Consider the following 24,018-nt stretch of genomic DNA (forward strand, 5'->3'; position numbering starts at 1 on the left):
GTACGCGCTGCTGCGGCCGAGCCTACGCTCGGTGGCGCCGCCCGGCCCGGCCGGTTACGGCACCGGAACCTGACGGGGCGCCGCCCGCTGCCGGACAATTCCCGCAACTCGCCCACGAGGCACGGGTGTTGCCGCCGTCCTCCCGGTGGTGTTCAGCCAAGAGTGAGCAGTACCAGCGCGGTGAGTCCGGCGCATTCCGCCAAAGCGCCGAAGACATCGCCGGTCACCCCGCCGAACCGCCGCCGGCAGTGCCGCAGCAGCAGCTCCCCGCCGGCCAGCCCCAGCAGCGCGGCCGCCGCCGCGTGCAGCGCGCCGTACGGGCCGCCGGCCGCCGCGCCGAACACCGCGCAGCCGGCCGCCACCAGCGCCGCGCAGCCCGCCGCGGCCGGCACCGGTACGGTCCCGGCGACCGCCGCGCCCAGCCCCTCCGGCCGGGCCGCCGGCACCCCCGCCCGGGAGGCCAGGGTCAGTGCGCCGCGGGCGGTGACCGCCGCCACCACCGCCCCGGCGGCGCCGGCCGGCCAGCCCGTCGCGTACAGCCCGGACAGCGCCGCCACCTGGGCGAGCAGCGCGAACAGCAGGGTGATGACGCCGAACGGCCCGATGTCGGACCGCTTCATGATGCGCAGCGCCTCCTCGGCGGGCTTGCCGCTGCCCAGGCCGTCGGCGGTGTCCGCGAGCCCGTCCAGATGCAGGCCGCGGGTGAGCACCGCCGGTACCGCGGCGCTGCCGGTCGCGGCCAGCAGCGGGCCGCCGCCGAGCAGCAGCAGCGCCCCGCCGAACGCCGCCGCGCACAGGCCGACCACCAGCCCGGCCACCGGCGCGCACAGCATCCCGCCGCGCGCCGCGGTCCGGTCCCAGCGGGTCACCCGCACCGGCAGCACGGTCAGCGTGCCGAACGCGAAGCGGAGCCCGTCGAGGGGCGAGGCGGGGGAGGGGGCGGTGTCGGTCACCGCGGCAGGGTACCCGGGGCGGCGGACCGGCCCGCCCGGCCGGGCAGCTCACCAGGGGTGGTCGCGGCCCCGGGTGTACTGGGCGTCGTACGGCTTGAGCGGCCGCCACCAGTCCCACACCATGCACAGCGCCAGCACCACCAGCACCGCCGCGACATGCTCCTTGCCCGCCAGGTTGTTCTTGATGAACACCACCTCGACGACCATCGCCACGACCACCGCGGCGCAGGTGAAGCGGGCCCGGTAGCGCCAGCAGACGACCACCGCCAGGCCGACCACCGCCGCCGACGGGCCGGTGTCGACCACGAACTTGTCGGAGTCCGGCAGCCCGATCGGGCTGTCCGGGCCGATCCACAGGCCGATCCGGGCGTACATCGTGCCGGCGAGCGTGGCCGCGTAGGCGACCAGCAGCGTCTGCCACCGGCCCAGGCAGATCTCGGCGATCCCGAAGACCACCAGGATCTGCGCCAGCGCGCCCCACACCGGCAGGTCCAGGGCCGGTACGAACAGCGACAGCGGGGTCCGCAGCAGCGCCAGCCACAGGTGCTCGTACGCCTGGACCGAGCCGATGTCCTGGACGGCGTGGTAGCCCCAGGACTGTTTCTGGACGAAGTGGAAGGCGAGCGTCAGGCACACCGCGGTCAGGGTCAGCGGGATCGCCCGGAGCCGGCGGGCGGCCAGCGCGGGCCACACCGTCCACAGCAGCCGGCCCCACTCGGCGCGCGCGGCGCCGCACAGGGCGGACGGCGTCCCCCGCCCTCTGCCGGAGCCCCTCATCTGCCCTTCTCCAGCTGCTTGCGGTTCAGCCGCTCCGGTAGTCCCGGCGCTTCGAGGAAGCCCCCGGCGCGGACCGCGTCGAGGCCCCCGACGGGTCGGTATGTCGCGTGGGCGCGAGCGAGCGATTCGATGTGCCACCACCGGGAGAAGAGGCCGAGCAGGGAACGCCGCAACCGCAGCGCCGGGCCCGCGCCGAGCCGCGACCCCCGTTCGAAGACGGAGCGGAAGATCGCGAAGTTGAGCGAGAGGCGAGTGATCCCCGCCTCGTCCGCCCGCCGGACCGGCTCCGGCGTCCGCCCCTCGGCGCCCCATGGGACGAAGCTCGGCAGGGCCCGCAACTCGCCCTCGGCGTCGGTGCGTTCGCGTATCACGCGGCGGCCGTCCGCGGGGCCGCGACGCGCCCGCCGGCCGCGGTGGAGGTCTTCCTCCGGACTCAAAGCGATGTCTCCCGATAAAACGTGCAAAAAGCGATCCTACGGGGAGCCGTCGCCGGGCCGGCCTGGTGCCGTCGCGGACGGGCGGTGCGCGGGTGCGCCCGGTCGGTGTCAGTCGTGCACCGGAAGCTCCGCGGCCAGTGCGGCCGCCGCCCGTACCAGCGGCAGTGCCAGCAGTGCCCCGGTCCCCTCGCCCGCTGTGACGCCGTGGTCGAGCAGCGGGTTGAGTGCGATCCGGTCCAGCGCCTTGGCCTGCGCCGGTTCGCCGCTCGCCTGCCCGGCCACCCACCAGTCCGGTGCCCGGAACGCCACCCGCTGCGCCACCAGCGCACAGGCCGCGGACACCACCCCGTCCAGGATCACCGGGGTGCGGCGGACCGCGGACTGCAGCAGGAAGCCGGTGGCCGCGGTCAGGTCGGCGCCGCCGACGGTCGCCAGCAGCTCCAGCTGGTCGCCGAGGACCGGCCGGGCCCGGCGCAGTGCGTCCCGGATCGCCGCGCACTTGCGCATCCAGGCCAGGTCGTCGATCGGCCGGCCGCCGCGCCCGGTGACGACCGAGGCGTCCGTCCCGCACAGCGCGGCGATCAGGGTGCCCGCCGCGGTGGTGCCGCCCACGCTCAGATCGCCCAGCACGACCAGGTCGGTGCCGGCGTCCGCCTCCTCGTCGGCGATCGCCACCCCGGCCCGGAACGCCGCTTCGGCCTCCTCGGCGGTCAGCGCGTCCTCGACGTCGATCCGCCCCGAGCCGCGGCGCACACGGTGCCGGGTGACCTCCGCCGGCAGCTCCGCCGGGTCGCAGTCCACCGCCATGTCGACCACCCGCACCGGCACCCCGGCGGAGCGGGCCAGCACCGCGGCCGGGCTCGCCCCGTCCAGGACGGCCCGCACCAGGTCGCGGGTGCCGCCGGCCGGCCGGGCCGAGACGCCCAGCCGCGCCACGCCGTGGTCGCCCGCGAACAGCAGCGCCCGCGGCCGCTCGACGGGCCGCACCGGCACCTGCTGCTGGACGGCGGCGAGCCAGCCGCCGAGGTCGTCCAGCCGCCCCAGCGCGCCGGGCGGCACGGCCGTCCGGGCCCGCCGCTCCTCGGCGGCGCGGCGCAGATCGCCGTCGGGGCGCTCGATCAGTTGGGCGAAGTCATCGAGGTTCAGGGCGCTCATTGGGCGCAGATTACCGGCAACGGCGCGACGGCGGGGCGCGCGCCGGGGACAGCGCCGCAACCGGGCGCGCCCCTGCTCTGCCGACGGCCCGTCAGGCCGCGCTCCCGGCGGTGAACCGCACCTCGCACACCGCCGTCCACGGCAGCCACCGCCGCCCCGGCCGGGACGGGCCGGACGGCCGGCGGGGCGCCAGGGGCCGGGCGCGCACCGCGGCGACGGCCCGGTGGCGACGGGCCGTCAGGAACACGGCCACCGCCGCCCGCCAGGGCAGCGCGTCCAGGACCAGCGCCCCACCGGGGAACCGCCCCGCGCACACCGCGAGCAACTCCCGTACCGCGCCCGCCGGCAGCCCCGCGGGCACCTCCGGCACCGCCACGACCACCCCGCGCTCCACCGCGCCCACCAGGGCCGGCCAGCCGGCACCGGAGGCCGGGCGGCCGACGGTGCGCCGCCGGGGGACGTCCGGCAGCAGCATCCGGCGGGCCGCCGCGTCCCCGTCCGGCAGCACCGAAAGCCAGGTCAGCCGCCCGTTGTCCAGCCGCCGGAAGCCGGTCCCCAGGCCCTCGCCGAGGACCACCACGGTGGCATCGGGGCGGCGCGCCAGATAGCCGCGGACGGCCGCCTCGGCGGGGGCGCTCAGCTCACCGGGCCCGCCCGCGCCGCCCCGCCCGGGACGTCCGCAGCCGCCGTGCCGCGGACGGGAGTGCCGGAAGGGGGAGGTGCACCCGCAAGGCCGGGAAAGTTCGGTCACGGTCCCAGCGGACCCGCCGGCGTCCCCCCGGGCAAGCGGACACGGGCCGCGCCGGGCCGCTGTCAGCCGCGCAGCGCAAGCGCCTGGCCCGCGACCACCAGCAGCAGCTGCTCGCACTCGGCGCCGAACGCGGCGTTCAGCCGCCCGAGTTCGTCCCGGAAGCGCCGGCCCGCCGGGGTCGCCGGGACCACCCCCGAACCGACCTCGTTGCTCACCGCCACCACCCGCCGCCGGGTCTCCCGCACGGCCGCCACCAGCGCCTCGCAGCGCTCCCGCAGCGCCCGCCGGCCGCCCGCCTGCCACGCCGCGTCGTCCCACGCCCCGGCCTCGTCCATGGCGTGCGTCAGCCACAGTGCCAGGCAGTCGACGAGCAGCGGCGGCGCGGTCGCCGGCTCCGCCAGCAGCGGCACCAGCTCGCAGGTCTCGACGGTCCGCCAGCCCGCCGGGCGCCGCTCGCGGTGCAGCGCCACCCGCTGCGCCCAGTCCTCGTCGCCCTCCCGGGTGCCGCCGGTGGCCACGTACACCACCTCGGGGAACGCCAGCAGCCGCCGCTCGGCCTCCACCGACTTGCCGCTGCGCGCCCCACCCAGCACCAGCGTCCGGCGCGGCAGATCGGGCACCGCGTGGTACTCGCCGACCACCAGCGTGCTGCCGTCCGCCACCGCGCGGGCGCCCAGCGCCGCCAGCCGCCGGTGGAGTTCGGGCCCCGGCGGCACGGTGTGGTCCAGGTGCACCGCGACCACGTCGGTCGCCGCGTCCACCGCGCCGCTCGCCCGCAGCCGGGCCAGCGCCTCCGGCCGCGCCAGCACGTCCAGCAGCACCAGGTCGTACGGCGCCGGGGGCGCCCCGGACGGGCCGTTCCCGCCCTCGTCGAGCCCGGCCGGCGCCGCGCCCGGCGGCAGGTACAGCAGCCGCTCCCCGTCGCCGCCGGTGACCTCGTAGCCGGTGCCGGGTACATCCACCGCCACGGCCCGCACCCGGTGCCCGTCCAGCAGCGCCAGCTCCCGCCCGTCGGCCACCCGGCCCGGCTGCGGCAGCCCGGCCGGCACCTCCAGGGCCGGCCCGTCGTGCGGATGGGAGAGCAGGACCTGCCGCACACCGGCCAGTGACCGGCCCGCGCGGGCCGCTGCGAAGGCCGGGCCCGGGGTCAGGTCGAGCAGCAGCGCGCCGTCGACGAGCAGGGCGGTCGCCGCCCGCGCCTCGTCGCCGACGGCGGTCGCGCAGGCGGCACACGGGCAGTCGGGACGCGGCAGCCCCAGCGGGGCGCCGGTGCCGAGGAGAGTCAGGTCCACCCGGGTAAGTCTCTCGCGTCCGGCCCGCGCCAGCGCGGCGGGGCGCTCGCGGACATCGCCGCCCGGCCCCGTAGAGCACGCGGTGCGCCCCTCGACACGGCCGTTAGGCTTCCGATCAAGCGGGGAAGCACGATCGGCAGGCACGGCGCGGCGCGCGGCATCCGGCGCGCGCGGTGGGATCGGCGGACCCGGCGGACCCGGTGGGACTCCAGGAGGCGCACATGGCGTGGACGTGGCGGTTCGAGAAGGCGGACGGTTCGGAGGCGGTGCCCACCGTGGAACCGGAGGATTTCACGACCCAGGGGGACGCCGAGTCCTGGATCGGGGAGCAGTGGCGCAACCTCCTGGACGGCGGCGTCGACCAGGTCCGGCTGTTCGAGGACGGTACGGAGATCTACGCCGGGCCGATGAGCCTGCACGCCGACGAGGAATGAGCACAAGCAGCAGCGACGGGGGCCGGCCCGGCCGGCCCCCGTCGTCCCGAGCCGCCCGGGATCAGGGGCGCTGACCCCGCTTGACCTGCGGCTTGGGCAGCCGCAGCCGGCGCATCTGGAGCGTGCGCATCACCGCGTAGGCGCGGACGCCCTTGAGGTTCTCCTTGGGGAAGCGCTCCTGGAGCACCTTGCCCAGCCGGAACCAGATCAGCGCCGAGTCCAGCACGATCAGCACGATGATCACCAGCCACAGCAGCAGCGCGAGGGACTGGATCTGCGGCACCCGGATCATGGTCAGCACCAGGATGATCACGGCCACCGGCAGGAAGAACTCCGCCGCGCACCACCGGGAGTCGACGTAGTCCCGGGCGAAGCGGCGCACCGGGCCCTTGTCGCGCACCGGCAGATAGCGCTCGTCGCCGTTGGCCAGCGCCTCGCGCTGGCGGGCCAGGTCGGCACGCCGGGCCTCCCGCTGCGCCTTCATGGCGTCCTTGCGGTTGGTCGGCGAGTGCGCACGCGTGCGGCGCTGCGACTGGGCTTCGCTGCGCTTGGGCGTCGGGCGGCCCTTGGGGGCCTGCGGGTCGCGGGGCTGCTGGGGCTGGGACGCGGTCACCTTGGCGGTCGCGGCCTGCTCATCCTTCGAACGGCTTCGGAACACAACACCCAAGAGTACGTGCTCGCCGCGAATGAGCCACAGGCCGACGGGGAACGATCCGACAACGGCACCGGCCTTCCCGCGGGGGCGTAAGCGGACAGACCGGGCGGTGCGGTGGTGCCTCGGGGGCGCCCTACTCCCTGGGCTGGAGAAGCCGGACGGCCTGATCGTCCTGGAGGAGGAGCGCATCCGGGCCCGAACAGTGCGGTAATGGAACCAGGGCCCGTACTGTGGGGTCTGTAGATGTGCTGGAGCCTAAGCCCGATGCAAGTCGGTCAGAAGGGGGCGCGCGAGGCCCATGAGCGATGGTGTCATGAAGCGGATGGGGATGATCTTCCGCGCGAAGGCCAACAAGGCCCTTGACCGGGCCGAAGACCCGCGCGAGACCCTTGACTACTCGTACCAGAAGCAGCTCGAACTGCTGCAGAAGGTACGCCGCGGCGTCGCCGACGTGGCGACCTCCCGCAAGCGCCTGGAGCTTCAGCTCAACCAGCTCCAGGGCCAGTCCGCCAAGCTGGAGGACCAGGGCCGCAAGGCGCTGGCGCTCGGTCGCGAGGACCTGGCCCGCGAGGCCCTGACCCGGCGCAGCGCGCTGCAGCAGCAGGTCACCGACCTGGAGACGCAGCACCAGACGCTCCAGGGCGAGGAGGAGAAGCTGACGCTCGCGGCGCAGCGGCTCCAGGCCAAGGTCGACGCCTTCCGTACGAAGAAGGAGACGATCAAGGCCACGTACACGGCCGCCCAGGCGCAGACCCGGATCGGCGAGGCGTTCTCCGGCATCTCCGAGGAGATGGGCGACGTCGGCCTGGCCATCCAGCGGGCCGAGGACCGCACCGCGCAGCTGCAGGCCCGGGCCGGCGCCATCGACGAGCTGATGGCCTCCGGCGCGCTGGACGACCCGTCCGGCATGGCCAAGGACGACATCACGGCCGAGCTGGACCGGCTCTCCGGCGGCAGCGACGTCGAGCTGGAACTGCAGCGGATGAAGGCCGAGCTGGCGGGCGGCCCGTCCGCCCAGCAGCAGGCCCTGGAGAGCGGCCAGGGCGGCGCCGCCCAGCAGGCGCCGCAGCAGCCGCAGCAGCACCCGCGTCTCGACAAGCAGTGACCGACGGCGGCGGGCCGCCCGCGAGGGTGGTCCGGCGCCGCCGCGAGGCCGCCGACCCGAACAAGGGAGACCGTCGTGATCGTACGGATCATGGGGGAGGGGCAGGTGAAGCTGGACGACGCCCACTTCATCGAGCTCAACAAGCTGGACGACGAACTGCTCGCCGAGATGGAGAGCGGTGACGAAGCCGGATTCCGGCGCACCCTGGGAGCCCTGCTGGACTCCGTCCGCCGCCTCGGCACCCCGCTGCCGGACGACTCCCTGGAACCCTCCGCACTCATCCTGCCCGGGCCGGACGCCTCGCTGGCCGAGGTCCGGGAGATGCTCAGCGACGACGGCCTGATCCCGGGCTGAGCCCGCGGCCGCACCCGCACACCCAGCGCACTACGGACAGCGCCCCGGCCCCGATGGGGGACCGGGGCGCTACCGTTTCCCCCTGTGAACCCGTCGCCAGCCACCGCCCCGAGTGCCCGCGCCGCGCGCCGCGGTGACGTGGCCGCCCAGGACGTGACCCGCGTCGCCCGGCTCCGCCAGTGGCACCGGACGCACCAGCTCGCGTTCGACGCCGCCGTGGCGGTGGTGGTCTTCGTGGCGATCCTCTGCGGCGCGGTAGCCGGGCCGCACGGCCCGCACGGCGCCCACTTCCCCCGCTTCGGCGCCCGCGAGCTCACCGCCACCACCGTGGTGCTGGCCGCCCTCGCCTGCGGTGCGCTGGTGCTGCGCCGGCGGCTGCCCCGCACGGTGCTGGCCGCGACCGGCGCGCTGACCATCGTCGAACTGGTCGCCCAGTCCGACGACCCGCGCGCCCCGGTCGCCGGCGCGGCGGTGATCGCCCTGTTCACCGTGGCCTCCCGCACCGACCGGCCGACCACCTGGCGGATCGGCGCGCTCACCTGCGTGGTGCTGACCGCCGCCGCGATGCTCTTCGGGCACCGCGCCTGGTACGCCCAGGAGAACCTCGCGATCTTCGCCTGGACGGGCATGGCGGCGGCCGCCGGCGACGCGGTCCGCAGCCGTCGCGCCTACGTCGACGCCATCCGCGAGCGCGCCGAACGCGCCGAGCGCACCCGCGAGGAGGAGGCCCGCCGCCGGGTCGCCGAGGAGCGGCTGCGCATCGCCCGCGAGCTGCACGACGTGGTCGCCCACCACATCGCCCTGGTCAACGTCCAGGCCGGAGTCGCCTCGCACGTCATGGACAACCGTCCCGACCAGGCCAAACAGGCTCTGGCGCACGTCCGCGAGGCGTCCCGCTCGGCGCTGGAGGAGCTGCGCGCCACGGTCGGCCTGCTGCGCCAGTCCGACGACCCGACGGCGCCCACCGAGCCGGCGCCCGGCCTCGGCGTCCTGGACCAGCTGGTCGACGGGTTCGTCCGGGCCGGCCTGCCGGTCGCGCTGGACCTGCCGCCCGGCCCGCAGCCGGCCCTGCCTGCCTCGGTGGACCTGACCGCCTACCGCGTCGTCCAGGAGGCGCTGACCAACGTCCGCAAGCACGCCGGCGACGGCGCCCGCGCCACGGTGCGGATCCTGCGGACCGAGGGCGCGCTGACCGTGACCGTCCAGGACGACGGCCCGGGGCAGGGGGCCGTGCCGGAGCCCGGCGGCGGCCATGGTCTGATCGGGATGCGCGAGCGCGTCCAGGCGCTGCGCGGCACGGTCGTCACCGGCCCCCGCGCGGCCGGCGGCTTCCAGGTGCGGGTCACCCTGCCGCTGGGCGGCGCGCGCACCGGCGGGACGACATGAGCGTGAGGGCGACGGGATGACCATCAAGGTGCTGCTGGCCGACGACCAGACGCTGCTGCGCAGCGCGTTCCGCATCCTCGTCGACTCCGAGCCGGACATGCGGGTGGTGGGCGAGGCGTCCGACGGGGCGCAGGCGTACGAACTCGCCCGCCGCGAGCGCCCGGACGTCGTCCTGATGGACATCCGGATGCCCGGCACCGACGGGCTGGCCGCCACCCGCATGATCAGCCAGGACCCGGAGCTGGCCGGCGTCAAGGTGGTCATCCTGACCACCTTCGAGGTCGACGACTACGTCGTGCAGTCGCTGCGGGCCGGCGCCAGCGGCTTCCTGGGCAAGGGCGCCGAGCCGGACGAGCTGCTGCACGCGATCCGGATCGCCGACGGCGGCGAGGCGCTGCTCTCGCCCGCCGCCACCAAGGGCCTGATCGCCACGTTCCTGGCACAGGGCGACGGCGCGGCCCAGGGGCCCGGCGGCGCCGGCGCCGAGCGGCTGGCCACGCTCACCGGCCGGGAGCGCGAGGTGCTGGTGCTGGTCGCCGGCGGGCTGTCCAACGACGAGATCGCCGAGCGGCTCGACGTCAGCCCGCTCACCGTCAAGACCCACGTCAACCGCGCGATGGCCAAGCTCGGCGCCCGCGACCGGGCCCAACTGGTCGTCATCGCCTACGAGTCGGGACTGGTCCGCCCGCGGGCGCACTGAGCGGAAGCAGCGGCGCGTACGCCCAGGGGTGCAGGGCGGGTGGAGCCGGCCGTACTGCGGACGCGGTACGGGCCGCGGCCGGAAACCGACCTGCGAGCGACGAAAACCGGTCCGGCCGTGGCGGAGGGTGTAGGTGGGCCGGTGCCGGCCCTGTCGCCGGTGCCGGGCACGCCGCCCCAGCCCTCGATACCCGCTTTTCTGAACAGAAGAGAGACCCCTACCCATGTCCTGGCTGTCCCGTATCAGCCTCGTACAACGGGGCCTGATAGCGCTGATGTCGATCGTCGCGATCGCCTTCGGCGCCATCGCGATCCCGCAGCTCAAGCAGCAGCTCCTGCCCTCCATCGACCTGCCGATGGTCTCCGTGATCGCCCCGTACCAGGGCGCCTCGCCCGACGTCGTCGAGAAGCAGGTGATCGAGCCGCTGGAGAACGGAATCCAGGCGGTCAACGGCATCAAGAGCGTCACCTCGACATCGAGCGAGGGCTCCGGCGTCATCATGGCGCAGTTCGACTACGGCAACGACTCCAAGACCCTGGTCGCCGACGTCCAGCAGGCCGTCAACCGGGCCCGGGCGAAGCTGCCCAAGGACGTGGACCCGCAGGTGGTCTCCGGCGGCACGGACGACCTGCCCACCGTCGTCCTCGCGGTGTCCTCCTCCACCAAGGACCAGCAGACCCTCGCCGACCAGCTCCACCGCAGCGTCGTCCCGGACCTGAAGAACATCGACGGCGTCGGCCAGGTCAACGTCGGCGGCGTGCAGGACCGGATCGTCGCGGTCACCCCGGACGACGCGAAGCTGGCCGCCGCGGGCCTGAACTCCGCCGCGCTCGGCCAGGCGCTGCAGGCCGGCGGCACCGCCGTGCCGGCCGGCGCCTTCGCCGAGGACGGCCGCAGCAGGACCGTGCAGGTCGGCGCCGGCTTCACCTCCGTCCAGCAGATCAAGGACCTGATGGTCACCCCGGCGGCCGGCCCGATGGGCGGCGGCCACGGCGGCAAGCCGGTCCGGCTCGGCGACGTCGCCACCGTCAAGGAGACCTCGGCCACCCCGACCTCGATCACCCGCACCGACGGCCGGCCCAGCCTCTCGGTCACCGTGACGATGAACCAGGACGGCAGCGCGGTCGCCATCTCCGACGCGGTCAAGGGCAAGCTGGACGGCATCCGCAAGGACCTGGGCAAGGGCGCCCACGTCACCATCGCCTCCGACCAGGGCCCGCAGGTCTCCAAGTCCATCGAGTCGCTGACCACCGAGGGCCTGCTGGGCCTGGTCATGGCCGTGGTCGTGATCCTGGTCTTCCTGCTGAGCCTGCGCTCGACGCTGGTCACCGCGGTCTCCATCCCGCTGTCCGTGGTCATCACCCTGATCGTGCTGTGGACCGGTGACCTGTCCCTGAACATGCTCACCCTGGGCGGTCTGACCATCGCGATCGGCCGGGTCGTGGACGACTCGATCGTCGTCCTGGAGAACATCAAGCGGCACCTGGGCTACGGCGAGGAGCGCCGCGAGGCCATCCTCAAGGCAGTCAAGGAGGTCTCCGGCGCGATCACCTCCTCGACCCTGACCACCGTCGCGGTCTTCCTCCCGATCGGCGTGGTCGGCGGCATGGTCGGCGCCCTCTTCGGGTCCTTCTCCATCACCGTCACCGTCGCCCTGCTCTCCTCGCTGCTGGTCTCGCTGACCGTGGTGCCGGTGCTGTCGTACTGGTTCCTGCGCGCCCCGAAGATCCCTGCGGGCACCGACCCCGAGGAGCTGCGCCGCGCGGCCGAGGAGAAGGAGACCCGCAGCGCGCTGCAGCGGCTCTACGTCCCGGTGCTGCGGTTCGCCACCCGCCGCCGCGCGCTCAGCGTGCTGATCGCGGTGGTGGTCCTCCTCGGCACCTTCGGGATGGCGCCGCTGCTGAAGACCACCTTCTTCGACCAGGGCAAGCAGGACACCCTGAGCATCAAGCAGGAGCTGAAGCCGGGCACCAGCCTGGCCGCGGCCGACGCGCAGGCCAAGCGGGTCGAGAAGGTGCTCGCGGACGAGCAGGACGTACAGGACTACCAGGTCACCGTCGGCTCCTCCGGCATGATGGCGGCCTTCGGCGGCGGCTCCGGCGCCAACCAGGCCAGCTACCAGGTCAAGTTGAAGAGCTCCGCCGACTCCGACAAGGTCACCGAGCACCTCCGCAGCGAGCTGGCAAAGCTCGGCCCGGCCGCCGGCGACACCTCCGTCTCCGCGGGCGGCGGCGGCTTCGGCAACCAGAACCTCAGCGTGGTCGTCAAGGCCGGCGACGCCGATGTGCTCAAGCGCGCCAGCGAGCAGGTCCGTACGGCCGTCGCGGGCCTGGACCACGTCACCGACGTCCAGAGCGACCTGGCGCAGAGCGTGCCGCGGATCTCCGTGACGCCCAACGACCAGGCCGCCGCGGCCGGTTACAGCCAGGCCACGCTCGGCGCGGCCGTCGCCCAGGCGGTCAGCGGCACCCCCAGCGGCAAGGCCGTGCTCGACGACACCGAGCGCGACGTGGTGATCAGGTCGGCCCACCCGGCCACCACCGAGGCCCAGTTGAAGGACCTGCCGCTGCCGACCCCGTCGGGCATGGCCCGGCTCGGCGACCTGGCCACCGTCAAGACCGTGGCCGGACCGGTGCAGATGACCCGGATCGACGGCGCCCGCTCGGCGACCGTCACCGCCAAGCCGACCGGCGACAACACCGGCGCGGTCTCCGCCACGCTGCAGACGAAGATCAACTCGCTGAAGCTGCCGGCCGGCGCCACCGCCACCGTCGGCGGTGTCTCCCAGGACCAGACCGACGCGTTCGGCAAGCTCGGCCTCGCCATGCTGGCCGCCATCGCGATCGTCTTCCTGCTGCTGGTGGGCACCTTCCGCTCGATCGTCCAGCCGCTGATCCTGCTGATCTCGATCCCGTTCGCGGCGACCGGCGCGCTCGGTCTGCTGGTCGCCACCGGCACCCCGATGGGCGTCCCCGCCATGATCGGCATGCTGATGCTGATCGGCATCGTGGTCACCAACGCCATCGTCCTGATCGACCTGATCAACCAGTACCGGGCCAAGGGCTACGGCGTGGTCGAGGCGGTCGTCGAGGGCGGCCGGCACCGGCTGCGCCCGATCCTGATGACGGCGCTGGCCACGATCATGGCGCTGCTGCCGATGGCCCTGTCGGTCACCGGCGACGGCGGCTTCATCTCCCAGCCGCTGGCCGTGGTCGTGATCGGCGGTCTGATCACCTCGACCCTGCTCACCCTGCTCCTCGTCCCGACGCTCTACGCGATCATCGAACTCCGCAAGGAGCGCCGGGCGGCGAAGAAGGCGGCCAGGCGGGCCGGGAAGGACGACGGCCCGGCGGCCCCCGCCGACACCGACCGCACGCCGGAGCCGGCCGGCGTCTGACGCCCGCCCCGCACCACCCCCGGATCCCCCGCGACCGCACCCGGCGGCCGCGGGGGATCCGCGCGTCCGGGGCCCGGAATCCGCGCGTCCGGGACCGGCGCCCGGGCGCCCGGCGCGCCCCGGCGGGCGGGGTGGCCGGAAGGCGCCGCTGCGGCCCCCGGTCCGCCGTCGCGTACCACCGTGTCGCCCATGGGCGCCCTTATCATCAGGCGCGCAGTATCGGCGAGTTGACCGCCCCGGCCGGAAGGTTGTCGCATCGTGCTGTTAGAGCCGGAAGGCAAGAGAGTCCCGACGCCCCGCCCCGACACCGGGCGCGGGCGTCCCCCCTCCGGAGCGTTACCGACGCTCGGCGTCGAGGAGGAGTTCTTCCTCGCCGACCGCGCCACGCGGGCCACCGTCGCCCGCGCCCCCGACGTCATCGCCCGCACCCGCGCCGACCTCCGCGACCACATCGGCGCCGAACTCTTCACCACCACGGTCGAGACCCGCACCCCGCCCGTCACCACCCTGGAGGACCTGCGGCAGCAGCTCGGCGCGCTGCGCGCGGACCTGGTGGCCGCCGCCGCCGAGGCCGGCTGCCGGGTGGTGGCGTCCGGCACGCCGGTCATCCCGTTCCCCGGCCCGCCGGAGATCGCCGACAACGCCCGCTACCGGCGGATGGCCGACTACTACGCCCCGCTCGTCGTGGGGGACCGCAACACCGGCGTCTGTGCCTGTCATGTCCATGTAGCCGTACCGGACCGCGAGGAGGCCGTACAGCTCTGCAACCACCTACGGCCCTGGCTGCCGACGCTGCAGGCGCTCGCCGCCAACTCGCCCTTCCAGGACGGGCGGGACAGCGGATTCGCCGGCTGGCGCGTGCTCCATTTCGGTCGTTGGCCGCACGCCGGCCCCACGCCGCTGTTCCGGGACGCGACGGCCTACGACACCTTCGTCGACACGCTCGTCGCCTCCGGCATGCTGCTGGACCGCAAACTCGTCTACTGGTACGCCCGCCCCTCCGAACGCTGGCCGACGCTGGAGGTCCGGGTCCCCGACGTCAACGCTGACCTGGACACCGTCCTGCTCGTCGCCTCCCTGACCCGCGCCCTGGCCGGCGCCCTCCTGGCCGACATCCGCCGGGGGCGGCCGGCCCCCGAGGTCGACGACGCGCTCCTGCGGGCCGCCCACTGGCGGGCCGCCCGCGACGGCCTGTCCGGCTCCGGCCTGGACCTGGCCACCGGCCGCCTGCGGCCCGCCGCGGACCTGGCCGCCCGCCTCATCGGCCGGGCCGCACCCTTCCTGGAGGAGGCCGGCGAACTGCCCTTCGTCCGGTGGGTGTGGCAGCGCCTGCGGCAGCGCGGCGGCGGCGCGGAGCGGCAGCGCGCCGCCTACCGGCGCCGCGGCGACCTCCGGGACGTCGTCGACCTGCTGAGCCGCGACCTGGAGGCGGACACCGCAACCGCCCGGCCCTGACCGGCCGGGGCCGCCCGTTCACCACCGCACCGCGGTGAAGTCCACCGGCCGCGGCCGCAGCGCCCGGGTGCGGCCGGCCAACTCCCGCATCCGCCGCGCCATTTCGTCCTCCGGCAGGTGCGCGCGGTCCCCGTGCCCGGGCAGCAGCCACTGGAAGCGGAGCCGGGGCGCCGTCCGTTCCAGCGAGGCCGCCAGCTCGGTGACGGAGTACCACGTGACGCTCTCCGCCACCTCGACATCGTCGGTGGTCCGCGACCAGTAGAAGCTGTCGCCGCTGAAGCAGTACCGCTCGTCCGCGACGTACAGCACGCTGCCCTCGGTGTGGCCGGGCAGCGGATGGGCCACCACGCCCGGGGCGATGTCGGTGGGCCCGGTGCCCCGCAGCACCCGGTCCGCGTCCGGCGCCGCCGCCAGGTCCCCCTCGTGGATCCACAGCCGGGCGCCGAAGCGGTCGGCGTAGCGGCGGCCGTGCGCGGCGTGGTCCCGGTGCGTGAGCAGCACGTCGGTCACCGCTCCGGCCGCCTCGAAGCGGGTGGCCAGCGCCTCGGCGAACCGCGGGGTGTCGATCATCATCTGCGTCCCGTCCGGCCGCCGCAGCAGATAGGCGTTGGCCCCGGCGGTGTGCGGCGAGTTGTGCCCGCACACGCTCACCGCGTCGTCCAGCCGCAGCGGGAACGGGTCCAGCTCCGCCGCCACCCGGCCGCCGGTCCGCCGCACCGACCGGGTCGGACAGGCGAACGCCGCGGCGGCCAGCAGCCGTTCCTCCGCCGCCCCGCGCGGCTGCCGGACCACCTCGGACCGGCCGCCGATCTGCTCGATCAGCCCCGGCGCGAGCTGCCGCGCCACATCGCAGTCGGTGCAGCGCCCGTCGACGTACCAGTCGCCCGCACCGCCTGTCCCCGAGTCCGCCGCACGGTCGTCACCAGTGGTGTTCACGGTCCCTGTGCCTCCTCGCCCCGTATGCCCAGTCATGTCATGCCATGCCTGTGGGTCTTCCCCGGCCACGAGGGTCCCCCGGCGGGAGCGGAAAGCGAAAGGGGCGCGGGGGCTTGTTTCTGCTGGTCAGGGCGTCTCTCACGGAGGAGGGCATATGTGTCATGCATGCGTCAAGATCTCCAGGGTCGTGCGCGCTGCGGCCCACACGCCCGCGGGGCGGTCCCCCCGTAGGAGAACCGCCCCGCTCGCCGTGCCGCCGTGCCGCCGCGAGCCCACCCCGCTACGGCAGCGCCAGCATCCGCTCCAGCGCCAGCTTGGCGAAGTGCTCGGTCTCCTTGTCGACCTGGATGCGGTTGACGACCTTGCCGTCCGCCAGCGACTCCAGCGCCCACACCAGGTGCGGCAGGTCGATGCGGTTCATCGTCGAGCAGAAGCAGACCGTCTTGTCGAGGAAGACGATCTCCTTGCCCTCCGGCGCGAAGCGGTTGGCCAGCCGGCGGACGAGGTTCAGCTCGGTGCCGATGGCCCACTTGGAGCCGGCCGGCGCGGCCTCAAGGGCCTTGATGATGTACTCGGTCGAGCCGACGTGGTCCGCCGCCGCCACGACCTCGTGCCTGCACTCGGGGTGGACCAGCACGTTCACGCCGGGAATCCGGGCGCGGACGTCCTCGACCGACTCCAGCGAGAAGCGGCCGTGGACCGAGCAGTGGCCGCGCCACAGGATCATCTTCGCGGCCCGCAGCTCCTCCGCCGTCAGCCCGCCGTTCGGCTTGTGCGGGTTGTAGACCACGCAGTCGTCCAGGGACATGCCCAGGTCCCGTACGGCGGTGTTCCGGCCGAGGTGCTGATCGGGCAGGAAGAGGACCTGCTCGCCCTGCTGGAAGGCCCACTCCAGCGCCCGCTCGGCGTTGGAGGAGGTGCAGATGGTGCCGCCGTGCCGGCCGGTGAACGCCTTGATGTCCGCCGAGGAGTTCATGTACGACACCGGCACCACCCGCTCGGCGATGCCCGCCTCGGTGAGCACGTCCCAGCACTCGGCGACCTGCTCCGCGGTGGCCATGTCGGCCATCGAGCAGCCCGCGGCCAGGTCGGGGAGGACCACCTGCTGGTCGTCGCCGGTGAGGATGTCGGCCGACTCGGCCATGAAGTGCACACCGCAGAAGACGATGTACTCGGCGTCCGGCCGGGCCGCGGCGTCCCGCGCGAGCTTGAAGGAGTCACCGGTGACGTCCGCGAACTCGATGACCTCGTCGCGCTGGTAGTGGTGCCCCAGGACGAAGACCTTGTCGCCCAGCCTGGCCTTGGCGGCGCGGGCGCGCTCGACCAGGTCCGGGTCGGAGGGCGCCGGCAGGTCACCGGGGCACTCCACGCCGCGCTCGCTCCTGGGGTCGGCCTCGCGGCCGAGGAGGAGCAGCGCCAGCGGGGTCGGCTGGACGTCCAGGGGCTGGGCGGTGGTCACGTCACGCACCCTCTCTTCTCTGCGGAAAGTCCTTGCGGACGGTCTCTGCGAAGACGGCGGGGTGCGCTGCGGCACCGCCTTTTCGTCTATTTGACGTTATCTATCATAGCTCGTTCACGTCACTTTGACGATGGCCATAGTGTCGATGTGACGCATCAGCCCCGCGGCCCGGGCGGGCACCCGTGTGCACCGGCGGCCCGCGGTGTCCGGCGGCCGGTGTGCGAGCATGAAGGAAGAGAAGGACAGATCACGCGCAGCCGGAATTAATCCGGGACGCCGCCGGTTGAAGCTGTTCGCAACCGATGGCAAGCGGTCCGTACAACCCGGGAGAGATGTAGATGAGCGTTCAGGACGAGACCACCGTCACCGACGGCATCATCCTGTCCGACGCGGCCGCGTCGAAGGTCAAGAGCCTGCTGGAGCAGGAGGGCCGGGACGACCTCGCGCTGCGGGTGGCGGTCCAGCCCGGCGGCTGCTCCGGCCTGCGCTACCAGCTCTTCTTCGACGAGCGCTCGCTCGACGGCGACGTCGTCAAGGAGTTCGACGGGGTCAAGGTCGTCACCGACCGGATGAGCGCTCCCTACCTGGGCGGTGCCTCCATCGACTTCGTGGACACCATCGAGAAGCAGGGCTTCACGATCGACAACCCGAACGCCACGGGCTCCTGCGCCTGCGGCGACTCCTTCAGCTAAACCCGCGGCGGGCCCACGGGCCACGACGCGCGAGGGCGGCGCCCCCACCGGGGAGCGCCGCCCTCGTCGTCGTCCGCCGCGCGGCCCGCGGCCCGATCTCAGGCCGTCACCGCAGCGGCACCGCCTTGCCGGACGTGCCGTCCACGACCTTCCGGCCGTCCAGCGGCTTCTCCAGCGTCACCGTCTTGCTGAAGTCCTTGGCGATCTTCACGCAGATCTGCCCGGGGTGCTTCTCCTTGCCGGTGACCGAGACCTGCACGGTGTCGGCCGACTCCCGGGCGCTCACGTCGTAGGTGCTGCACACCCCGCCCCAGAAGTGGACGGTCAGCGTCCGGCCGCCGTCGCCCACCGTGTAGCCCGACAGCGCCATCGCCGTCGTCCCGGGCGCGGACGGCTTCGGCGCCGGCGGCTCGCTGCCGCGCAGGTACTTCGGGTCCACCGCGGTCCCGGCGATCGTGGAAGTGCTGCCCGGCGCGCCCCCGGCGCCCGCCGTGCGCAGCGTGTAGAGCCAGGACGGCACCAGCACCTCCCCGCCGTGCGAGTACCGCGCGGCGAGCCCGAAGACCGCGCCGGTCACCTCGGCCTCCGGCTGCCGGCCGGTCGGCGCCGGCTCGCAGGGCGCGATCCCGCCGCCCTGCGGGGCCTTGCCCTCCTTGTGCTGGAAGGTGGGCGCCGAGGGGCAGTGGGCCAGTGGCCGCATCGTCCGGCCGTCGCCGCCCAGCGTGTTCAGCGTCGTCCGGGCGTCCCGGACGGGATAGGTCGCGCCCTTGACCGGCTGCGCCAACTCGCCGCTGCCGCCGACCAGTTGGCCGTCCGAGCCGACCTGGAGCCGGCTCTGCCAGCCGTAGCTGGGCAGCCCGCCGATCACCGGGTCCGCGGTCACCACCCGCACCGCGGCGTACGTCTGGTGCGTGTCGAGCCGGGCGTCCGGCTGGCCGAGCGCCGCCAGCACCGGCCGGACCGCCTGCCGGGCCTTCGCCTCGGACGCCGGACCGCTGCCGGCGTCCCCACCCGCATCGGCCCCGCCGTCCGTGCCGCCGCGGTACGAGGGGCAGCCCGGCCGGTCGTCCACCAGCGGGCACTTGGTCCCGTCCCCGGCGCCGTACCGGCTGAACACCCAGTTCCCGGCACCGGACTTGGCGACCCGCAGCGTGGTGCCGCGCCCGTCCGGACCCGGCGTGCCGACCGTCCACCAGTTGCCGTCCGACCGCACCGTTCCGGCCACGTCCAGGGACTTCGCCAGTCGTGCCACGGCGGACTGGTCGATTCCGCCCGCGGGCCGGTAGACGGGCGCGGACCGCGGGCCCTCGGGAAGCGTGCCCACCACGCGGTAGTGGTCCTGCTGCGGGGCGGGCTCGCCGACCGCGATCGACGCCGAGTCCAGCACCAGCGGCGGGGGGCCGCCGTCGGCCGGACCGGCCGGGCCGGCGCCGCCCGACGCCGACGAGGCCCAGTACGCCGCGCCGCCGCCGGCCACCAGTACCGCGCCGGCCACCGACGCGATCACCAGGGGGGTGCGCCGCCCGCGCCGTCCGGTCCGGTCGGCCTGGGAGGTGTCCTGCGTCTCCGGGGTGTCCTCGGTGCTCACGCTTGGCTCCTTCAGCTCCGCCGGTCGTCTGAGGTGCCACCCGGCAGGGTGGACGCCGATGGGACGGAGCCGGGGCGCGTACGGTTCCCCGCGCGCCGCCCGCCCCGCCGCGCCGCACCCCGCACGGGCTGTGACGGCGCTCACAGGTCGGGCCGCCCGGCGGGAGATCCGCTCCCGCCAGGCCGGCGAAACGTCCTATGATGAGGTGTTTTCTTCCCGTGACGAGTGTCCAGGAATGGGCAGATGCCGGGCCTGCCGCCGGGTAGCGTTGCCCTCCGTCCGCCCAACCCCACGCCCTCCGCAGGAGCAGACCCGCCGTGCGTATCGCAGTCTCCGGCTCCATCGCCACCGACCACCTGATGACCTTCCCCGGCCGCTTCGCCGACCAGTTGGTCGCCGACCAGCTGCATACGGTCTCTCTCTCCTTCCTGGTCGACCAGCTCGACGTCCGCCGCGGCGGGGTCGCCCCCAACATCTGCTTCGGCATGGGCCAGCTCGGCATCCGGCCGATCCTGGTCGGCGCCGCCGGCACCGACTTCGAGGAGTACCGCGCCTGGCTCGACCGGCACGGCGTCGACACCCGTTCGGTGCGCATCTCCGAGGTCCTGCACACCGCCCGCTTCGTCTGCACCACCGACGCCGACCACAACCAGATCGGCTCCTTCTACACCGGCGCCATGAGCGAGGCCCGGCAGATCGAGCTGCAGGCCGTGGCCGAGCGGGTCGGCGGCCTGGACCTCGTCCTGATCGGCGCGGACGACCCCGAGGCGATGATCCGGCACACCGAGGAGTGCCGCACCCGCGGGATCCCCTTCGCCGCCGACTTCTCCCAGCAGATCGCCCGGATGGACGGCGAGAACATCCGCCTCCTCATGGAGGGCGCCACCTACCTCTTCAACAACGAGTACGAGGCCGGGCTGATCGAGTCCAAGACCGGCTGGACCGCCGAGGAGATCCTCACCAAGGTCGGCACCCGCGTCACCACCCTCGGCTCCGACGGCGTCCGCATCCAGCGGGTCGGCCAGCAGGACATCGAGGTCGGCGTCCCCGAGGAGAAGGCCAAGGCCGACCCGACCGGCGTCGGCGACGCCTTCCGCGCCGGCTTCCTCGCCGGCCTGGCCTGGGGCGTCGGCCTGGAGCGCGCCGCCCAGATCGGCTGCATGCTGGCCACCCTCGTCATCGAGACCGTCGGCACCCAGGAGTACGAGCTGCACCGCAGCCACTTCATGGACCGCTTCACCAAGGCGTACGGCCACGAGGCCGCCGCCGAGGTCCAGCAGCACCTGCTCTGACCCGCGGCCCCGGCCTCAGACGCGGCGCCGCACCACGTACGCGGCGCCGCGCTCGGCCGGCTCCTCGCCCACGTACTCCTGCTCCCGCATCGCGCACCACGCGGGGATGTCCTGCCGCGCGGCCGCGTCGTCGGAGAGCACCGTCACCGTGCCGCCGACCGGCACCTCGCCGATCACCTTCGCCAGCTCGATGACCGGGACCGGGCAGCGCCGGCCGAGCGCGTCCACCACCAGCCCGGGCGCCACCGCGGCCGGCCCGGCAGGCCGGGCCTGCTCAGGTGCCACCCCTTCCGCCGGCACCCCGAACCGCTCCCGCACCGACCGCACCGCCTCCGGCAGCACCCGCAGGAACCGCTCCACGTCGGCCTCCTCCGTACCGAGCGGCAGCGAGACCCGGACGTTCCCCTCCGACAGCACCTCCATCGCGCGCAGCACATGGCTCGGCGTCAGCGTGCTCGACGTGCACGACGAACCGGAGGAAACGGAGAAACCGGCCCGGTCCAACTCGTGCAGCAGCGCCTCCCCGTCGACATAGAGACAGGAGAAGGTGACGAGGTGCGGCAGCCGGCGCACCGGGTCGCCGACCACCTCCACGTCCGGCACCAGCTCCGGCACCCGGGCCCGGACCAGGTCCACCAGCCCCCGCAGCCGCGCCGCCTCGTCGGGACCGCTCTCCGCGGCGGCCCGCAGGGCGCGCAGCGCCGCCGCCGCGGCCACCACCCCGGGGAGGTTCCCGAACCCCGGGCTGCGGCCCGACTCCCGTTCGTCCAGCGGCCCCTGGGGCGCGAACCGGGTCCCCTTGCGGACCACCAGCAGCCCGACCCCGGGCGGCCCGCCCCACTTGTGCGCGCTCGCCGTCAGCACCGACCAGGCGCCGGGCACCGGCCCCCACGGCACCGACTGCGCCGCGTCCACCAGCAGCGGCACCCCGGCCTCCTGGCAGTGCGCGGCCACCTCCTCCACCGGCTGCGCGGTGCCCACCTCGTGATTGGCGGACTGCAGGCACACCAGCGCCGCGTCCCCGCCGAGCGCCGCGGCCATCTCCGCGGCCGCCACCCGGCCCGTCCGGTCCACCGGAACCTCCGTCACCGTGCCGCCGGCCGCGGTGTGCACCTCGGCGGCGTGCAGGACGGAGGAGTGCTCGACGGCGGAGTGCACCAGGCGCCGCCCGGCGCGCCGACGGGCCGCCAGTACACCGAACATGCCCGAATGCACCGCATGCGTCCCCGATGGAGTGAACGTCAGCTCGTCGGGCCGGCACCCCACCGCACCCGCGGCCGCCTCCCGCGCCGCGTCCAACAGCAGCCGGGCCCGCCGCCCCTCGCGGTACAGGCGGGCCGGATCGGCCCACCCCTCGTCGAGCGCGGCGAGCAGGGCCTCCCGCGCGACGGGGTGCAGCGGGGCGGTGGAAGCGGCGTCGAAGTAGGGCACGTACGAGACGGTAGAGCACCGGTCGCCGGGCCGCCGGACGGGTCGCCGGGCGGGCCGTCAGATGCCCCGCGGGGACGGGCGATAGCGGCCCGGACCGGACGTCCCGAAAGGGCCCGGCCACCCCTTGGGGGTGCGACGCGGCGCGTTGGGCACCCTCCCCGCGCGACCCCAAATAGCGTCCAGTAGGGTTTGGTCCGCATAAACATCCAAACCCCTGCCCGAAGCAGGGCGGCGACCGACCAGCGAGTAAGGCCGCAGCCGACCGCTCGGGCGAGACTCTCGGGAAGGCGCTACGTGAGTCCCAACGGCTCCGACCGCTCGTCGCGGCGCCCGATGCGGCGGAAGCTGCCGCAGGTGCTTGCTGCGGGCCTGGTCCTGGCAACCGCGACCGGTTGCACATACAAGGACTTCCCCCGCCTCGGCATGCCGACGCCCGTCACCGACGAGGCGCCGCGGATCCTCTCTCTTTGGCAGGGCTCCTGGGCCGCCGCCCTCGCAACGGGCGTGCTGGTGTGGGGCCTGATCATCTGGAGCGTGATCTTCCACCGCCGCAGCCGGACCAAGGTGGAGGTCCCCGCCCAGACGCGGTACAACATGCCGATCGAGGCGTTGTACACCATTGTCCCGTTCATCATCATCGCGGTGCTCTTCTACTTCACCGCACGTGACGAGAGCGCGCTCCTCAAGACGTCCAAGAAGCCGGACCACGTCGTCAACGTCGTGGGCTTCCAGTGGAGCTGGGCGTTCAACTACCTGGAGAACGTCGACGGCAACCCGAAGACGACGAACATCAACTCTCCGGAGCTCGCCGCGATCCCGGACAAGTGGAAGAAGTCCGCGCCCCAGGGTGCGGACGGCGTCTACGACTACGGCACGCCGGCCACCCGCAACCCGCAGACCGGCAACCCGGGCCCGACGCTGTGGCTGCCGAAGGGCGAGACGGTCCAGTTCGTGCTGACCTCGCGTGACGTCATCCACTCCTTCTGGGTGGTGCCGTTCCTGATGAAGCAGGACGTCATCCCGGGCCACACCAACGTCTTCGAGGTGACCCCCAACAAGGAGGGCACCTTCATGGGCAAGTGCGCCGAGCTCTGCGGCGTCGACCACTCCCGGATGCTCTTCAACGTCAAGGTCGTCTCGCCTGCCAAGTACCGGCAGCACCTGAAGGACCTGGCGGCGAAGGGTCAGACCGGATACCTGCCGGCTGGTATCAAGCAGACCGACCACGCCAGGAATGCGGAGACCAAGAACCAGTGAGCATCCTCAACGAACCTCAGGGTGCCGCCGCCGAATCGGCTCCGGCAGCACCGCCCGTACGCAAGAAGCAACCAGGCATCGCTGCCGTCAAGTGGCTGACGACCACTGACCACAAGACCATCGGCACGATGTACCTGGTCACGTCGTTCGCGTTCTTCTGCATCGGCGGCCTGATGGCGCTCCTCATGCGCGCCGAGCTGGCCCGGCCGGGTACGCAGATCATGTCGAACGAGCAGTTCAACCAGGCGTTCACGATGCACGGCACGATCATGCTGCTGATGTTCGCGACGCCGCTGTTCGCCGGTTTCGCCAACTGGATCATGCCGCTGCAGATCGGCGCGCCGGACGTGGCGTTCCCGCGGCTGAACATGTTCGCCTACTGGCTCTACCTCTTCGGCTCGCTGATCGCGGTCGCCGGCTTCCTCACCCCGCAGGGCGCCGCGGACTTCGGCTGGTTCGCCTACTCGCCGCTCTCGGACGCGGTGCGTTCGCCCGGCGTCGGCGCCGACATG

At 74.0% G+C, this 24,018-nt stretch carries 21 protein-coding genes and 1 pseudogene; 11 read left to right on the forward strand and 11 right to left on the reverse strand.

Annotated elements, in window-relative coordinates; all coding sequences use genetic code 11:
* Positions 1-152: 152 nt before the first annotated feature.
* The 6 genes and pseudogenes from B073_RS0118730 to B073_RS0118755 form a co-directional block, all read right to left on the reverse strand.
* Positions 153-953 carry an adenosylcobinamide-GDP ribazoletransferase gene (locus B073_RS0118730; protein ID WP_018539618.1) on the reverse strand — a complete coding sequence of 267 codons (801 nt, stop codon included), beginning with the start codon at positions 951-953 and terminating at the stop codon, positions 153-155.
* Positions 954-1,001: 48 nt separating this feature from the next.
* Complete coding sequence (locus B073_RS46500) at positions 1,002-1,730, reverse strand: hypothetical protein (protein ID WP_026247517.1); 729 nt, start codon at positions 1,728-1,730, stop codon at positions 1,002-1,004.
* Positions 1,727-2,119: pseudogene (locus B073_RS0118740) on the reverse strand (phosphatidylglycerol lysyltransferase domain-containing protein); the annotation flags it as partial. The gene B073_RS46500 and the pseudogene B073_RS0118740, both read right to left, overlap by 4 nt.
* A gap of 156 nt (positions 2,120-2,275) precedes the next feature.
* Positions 2,276-3,322 carry a nicotinate-nucleotide--dimethylbenzimidazole phosphoribosyltransferase gene (gene cobT, locus B073_RS0118745; RefSeq protein WP_018539620.1) on the reverse strand — a complete coding sequence of 349 codons (1,047 nt, stop codon included), beginning with the start codon at positions 3,320-3,322 and terminating at the stop codon, positions 2,276-2,278.
* 91 nt (positions 3,323-3,413) lie between these two features.
* Positions 3,414-4,073: a hypothetical protein gene (locus B073_RS40380; RefSeq protein WP_018539621.1), complete on the reverse strand. Its 660-nt coding sequence runs from the start codon at positions 4,071-4,073 to the stop codon at positions 3,414-3,416.
* Positions 4,074-4,135: 62 nt separating this feature from the next.
* A complete protein-coding gene (locus B073_RS0118755; protein WP_018539622.1) occupies positions 4,136-5,365 on the reverse strand; it encodes a bifunctional adenosylcobinamide kinase/adenosylcobinamide-phosphate guanylyltransferase in 1,230 nt (409 codons plus the stop codon).
* A 221-nt stretch (positions 5,366-5,586) separates the two neighbouring features.
* On the opposite strand from B073_RS0118755, the gene B073_RS0118760 reads away from it, so the two are divergent.
* Complete coding sequence (locus tag B073_RS0118760; protein ID WP_018539623.1) at positions 5,587-5,799, forward strand: hypothetical protein; 213 nt, start codon at positions 5,587-5,589, stop codon at positions 5,797-5,799.
* A gap of 61 nt (positions 5,800-5,860) precedes the next feature.
* Here B073_RS0118760 and B073_RS0118765 read toward each other — a convergent pair whose 3' ends face one another.
* Positions 5,861-6,457, reverse strand: coding sequence for a DUF3043 domain-containing protein (locus B073_RS0118765; RefSeq protein ID WP_018539624.1), 597 nt, complete (start codon positions 6,455-6,457; stop codon positions 5,861-5,863).
* 310 nt (positions 6,458-6,767) lie between these two features.
* On the opposite strand from B073_RS0118765, the gene B073_RS0118775 reads away from it, so the two are divergent.
* From B073_RS0118775 to B073_RS40385, 6 genes are all read left to right on the forward strand, one after another.
* The gene (locus B073_RS0118775; RefSeq protein ID WP_018539626.1) at positions 6,768-7,559 is read left to right on the forward strand and encodes a PspA/IM30 family protein; all 792 of its coding nucleotides are present in this window, start codon (positions 6,768-6,770) and stop codon (positions 7,557-7,559) included.
* A 75-nt stretch (positions 7,560-7,634) separates the two neighbouring features.
* Entirely contained in the window at positions 7,635-7,913 is a 279-nt protein-coding gene (gene pspAA, locus B073_RS0118780; RefSeq protein WP_018539627.1) for a PspA-associated protein PspAA, read from the forward strand.
* Positions 7,914-8,051: 138 nt separating this feature from the next.
* The gene (locus B073_RS0118785) at positions 8,052-9,299 is read left to right on the forward strand and encodes a sensor histidine kinase (protein ID WP_018539628.1); all 1,248 of its coding nucleotides are present in this window, start codon (positions 8,052-8,054) and stop codon (positions 9,297-9,299) included.
* A 16-nt stretch (positions 9,300-9,315) separates the two neighbouring features.
* The gene (locus B073_RS0118790; RefSeq protein ID WP_018539629.1) at positions 9,316-9,999 is read left to right on the forward strand and encodes a response regulator; all 684 of its coding nucleotides are present in this window, start codon (positions 9,316-9,318) and stop codon (positions 9,997-9,999) included.
* Between the two features lie 223 nt (positions 10,000-10,222).
* Positions 10,223-13,396 carry an efflux RND transporter permease subunit gene (locus B073_RS0118795; protein ID WP_018539630.1) on the forward strand — a complete coding sequence of 1,058 codons (3,174 nt, stop codon included), beginning with the start codon at positions 10,223-10,225 and terminating at the stop codon, positions 13,394-13,396.
* A gap of 258 nt (positions 13,397-13,654) precedes the next feature.
* Positions 13,655-14,851, forward strand: coding sequence for a carboxylate-amine ligase (locus B073_RS40385; protein ID WP_018539631.1), 1,197 nt, complete (start codon positions 13,655-13,657; stop codon positions 14,849-14,851).
* Positions 14,852-14,869: 18 nt separating this feature from the next.
* On the opposite strand, the gene B073_RS0118805 is transcribed toward B073_RS40385, so the two are convergent.
* Positions 14,870-15,787, reverse strand: coding sequence for a 4Fe-4S domain-containing protein (locus B073_RS0118805; RefSeq protein ID WP_018539632.1), 918 nt, complete (start codon positions 15,785-15,787; stop codon positions 14,870-14,872).
* Between the two features lie 280 nt (positions 15,788-16,067).
* A complete protein-coding gene (gene nadA, locus B073_RS0118810; protein WP_018539633.1) occupies positions 16,068-17,246 on the reverse strand; it encodes a quinolinate synthase NadA in 1,179 nt (392 codons plus the stop codon).
* A 338-nt stretch (positions 17,247-17,584) separates the two neighbouring features.
* Between nadA and erpA the strand changes: the two genes are divergently transcribed.
* Positions 17,585-17,938, forward strand: coding sequence for an iron-sulfur cluster insertion protein ErpA (erpA, locus tag B073_RS0118815; protein ID WP_018539634.1), 354 nt, complete (start codon positions 17,585-17,587; stop codon positions 17,936-17,938).
* 106 nt (positions 17,939-18,044) lie between these two features.
* Here erpA and B073_RS0118820 read toward each other — a convergent pair whose 3' ends face one another.
* Complete coding sequence (locus B073_RS0118820; protein ID WP_018539635.1) at positions 18,045-19,526, reverse strand: hypothetical protein; 1,482 nt, start codon at positions 19,524-19,526, stop codon at positions 18,045-18,047.
* 317 nt (positions 19,527-19,843) lie between these two features.
* Here B073_RS0118820 and B073_RS0118825 point away from each other — a divergent pair, with 317 nt between their 5' ends.
* Positions 19,844-20,818 carry a carbohydrate kinase family protein gene (locus B073_RS0118825; RefSeq protein ID WP_018539636.1) on the forward strand — a complete coding sequence of 325 codons (975 nt, stop codon included), beginning with the start codon at positions 19,844-19,846 and terminating at the stop codon, positions 20,816-20,818.
* Positions 20,819-20,833: 15 nt separating this feature from the next.
* Here the strand turns inward: B073_RS0118825 and B073_RS0118830 are convergent, their stop codons facing one another.
* On the reverse strand, positions 20,834-22,249 hold the full coding sequence (locus B073_RS0118830) for a cysteine desulfurase/sulfurtransferase TusA family protein (RefSeq protein ID WP_018539637.1): 1,416 nt from the start codon (positions 22,247-22,249) through the stop codon (positions 20,834-20,836).
* A 294-nt stretch (positions 22,250-22,543) separates the two neighbouring features.
* Here B073_RS0118830 and coxB point away from each other — a divergent pair, with 294 nt between their 5' ends.
* Together coxB and B073_RS0118840 are read left to right on the forward strand one after the other, a co-directional pair.
* Complete coding sequence (gene coxB, locus B073_RS0118835; protein WP_018539638.1) at positions 22,544-23,506, forward strand: cytochrome c oxidase subunit II; 963 nt, start codon at positions 22,544-22,546, stop codon at positions 23,504-23,506.
* Positions 23,503-24,018, forward strand: a 516-nt coding sequence (locus B073_RS0118840; protein ID WP_026247518.1) for a cbb3-type cytochrome c oxidase subunit I, incomplete at its 3' end; no start/stop codon positions are given. The genes coxB and B073_RS0118840, both read left to right, overlap by 4 nt.

It is taken from the genome of Streptomyces sp. MspMP-M5 (assembly GCF_000373585.1).
Taxonomy (GTDB): domain Bacteria; phylum Actinomycetota; class Actinomycetes; order Streptomycetales; family Streptomycetaceae; genus Streptomyces.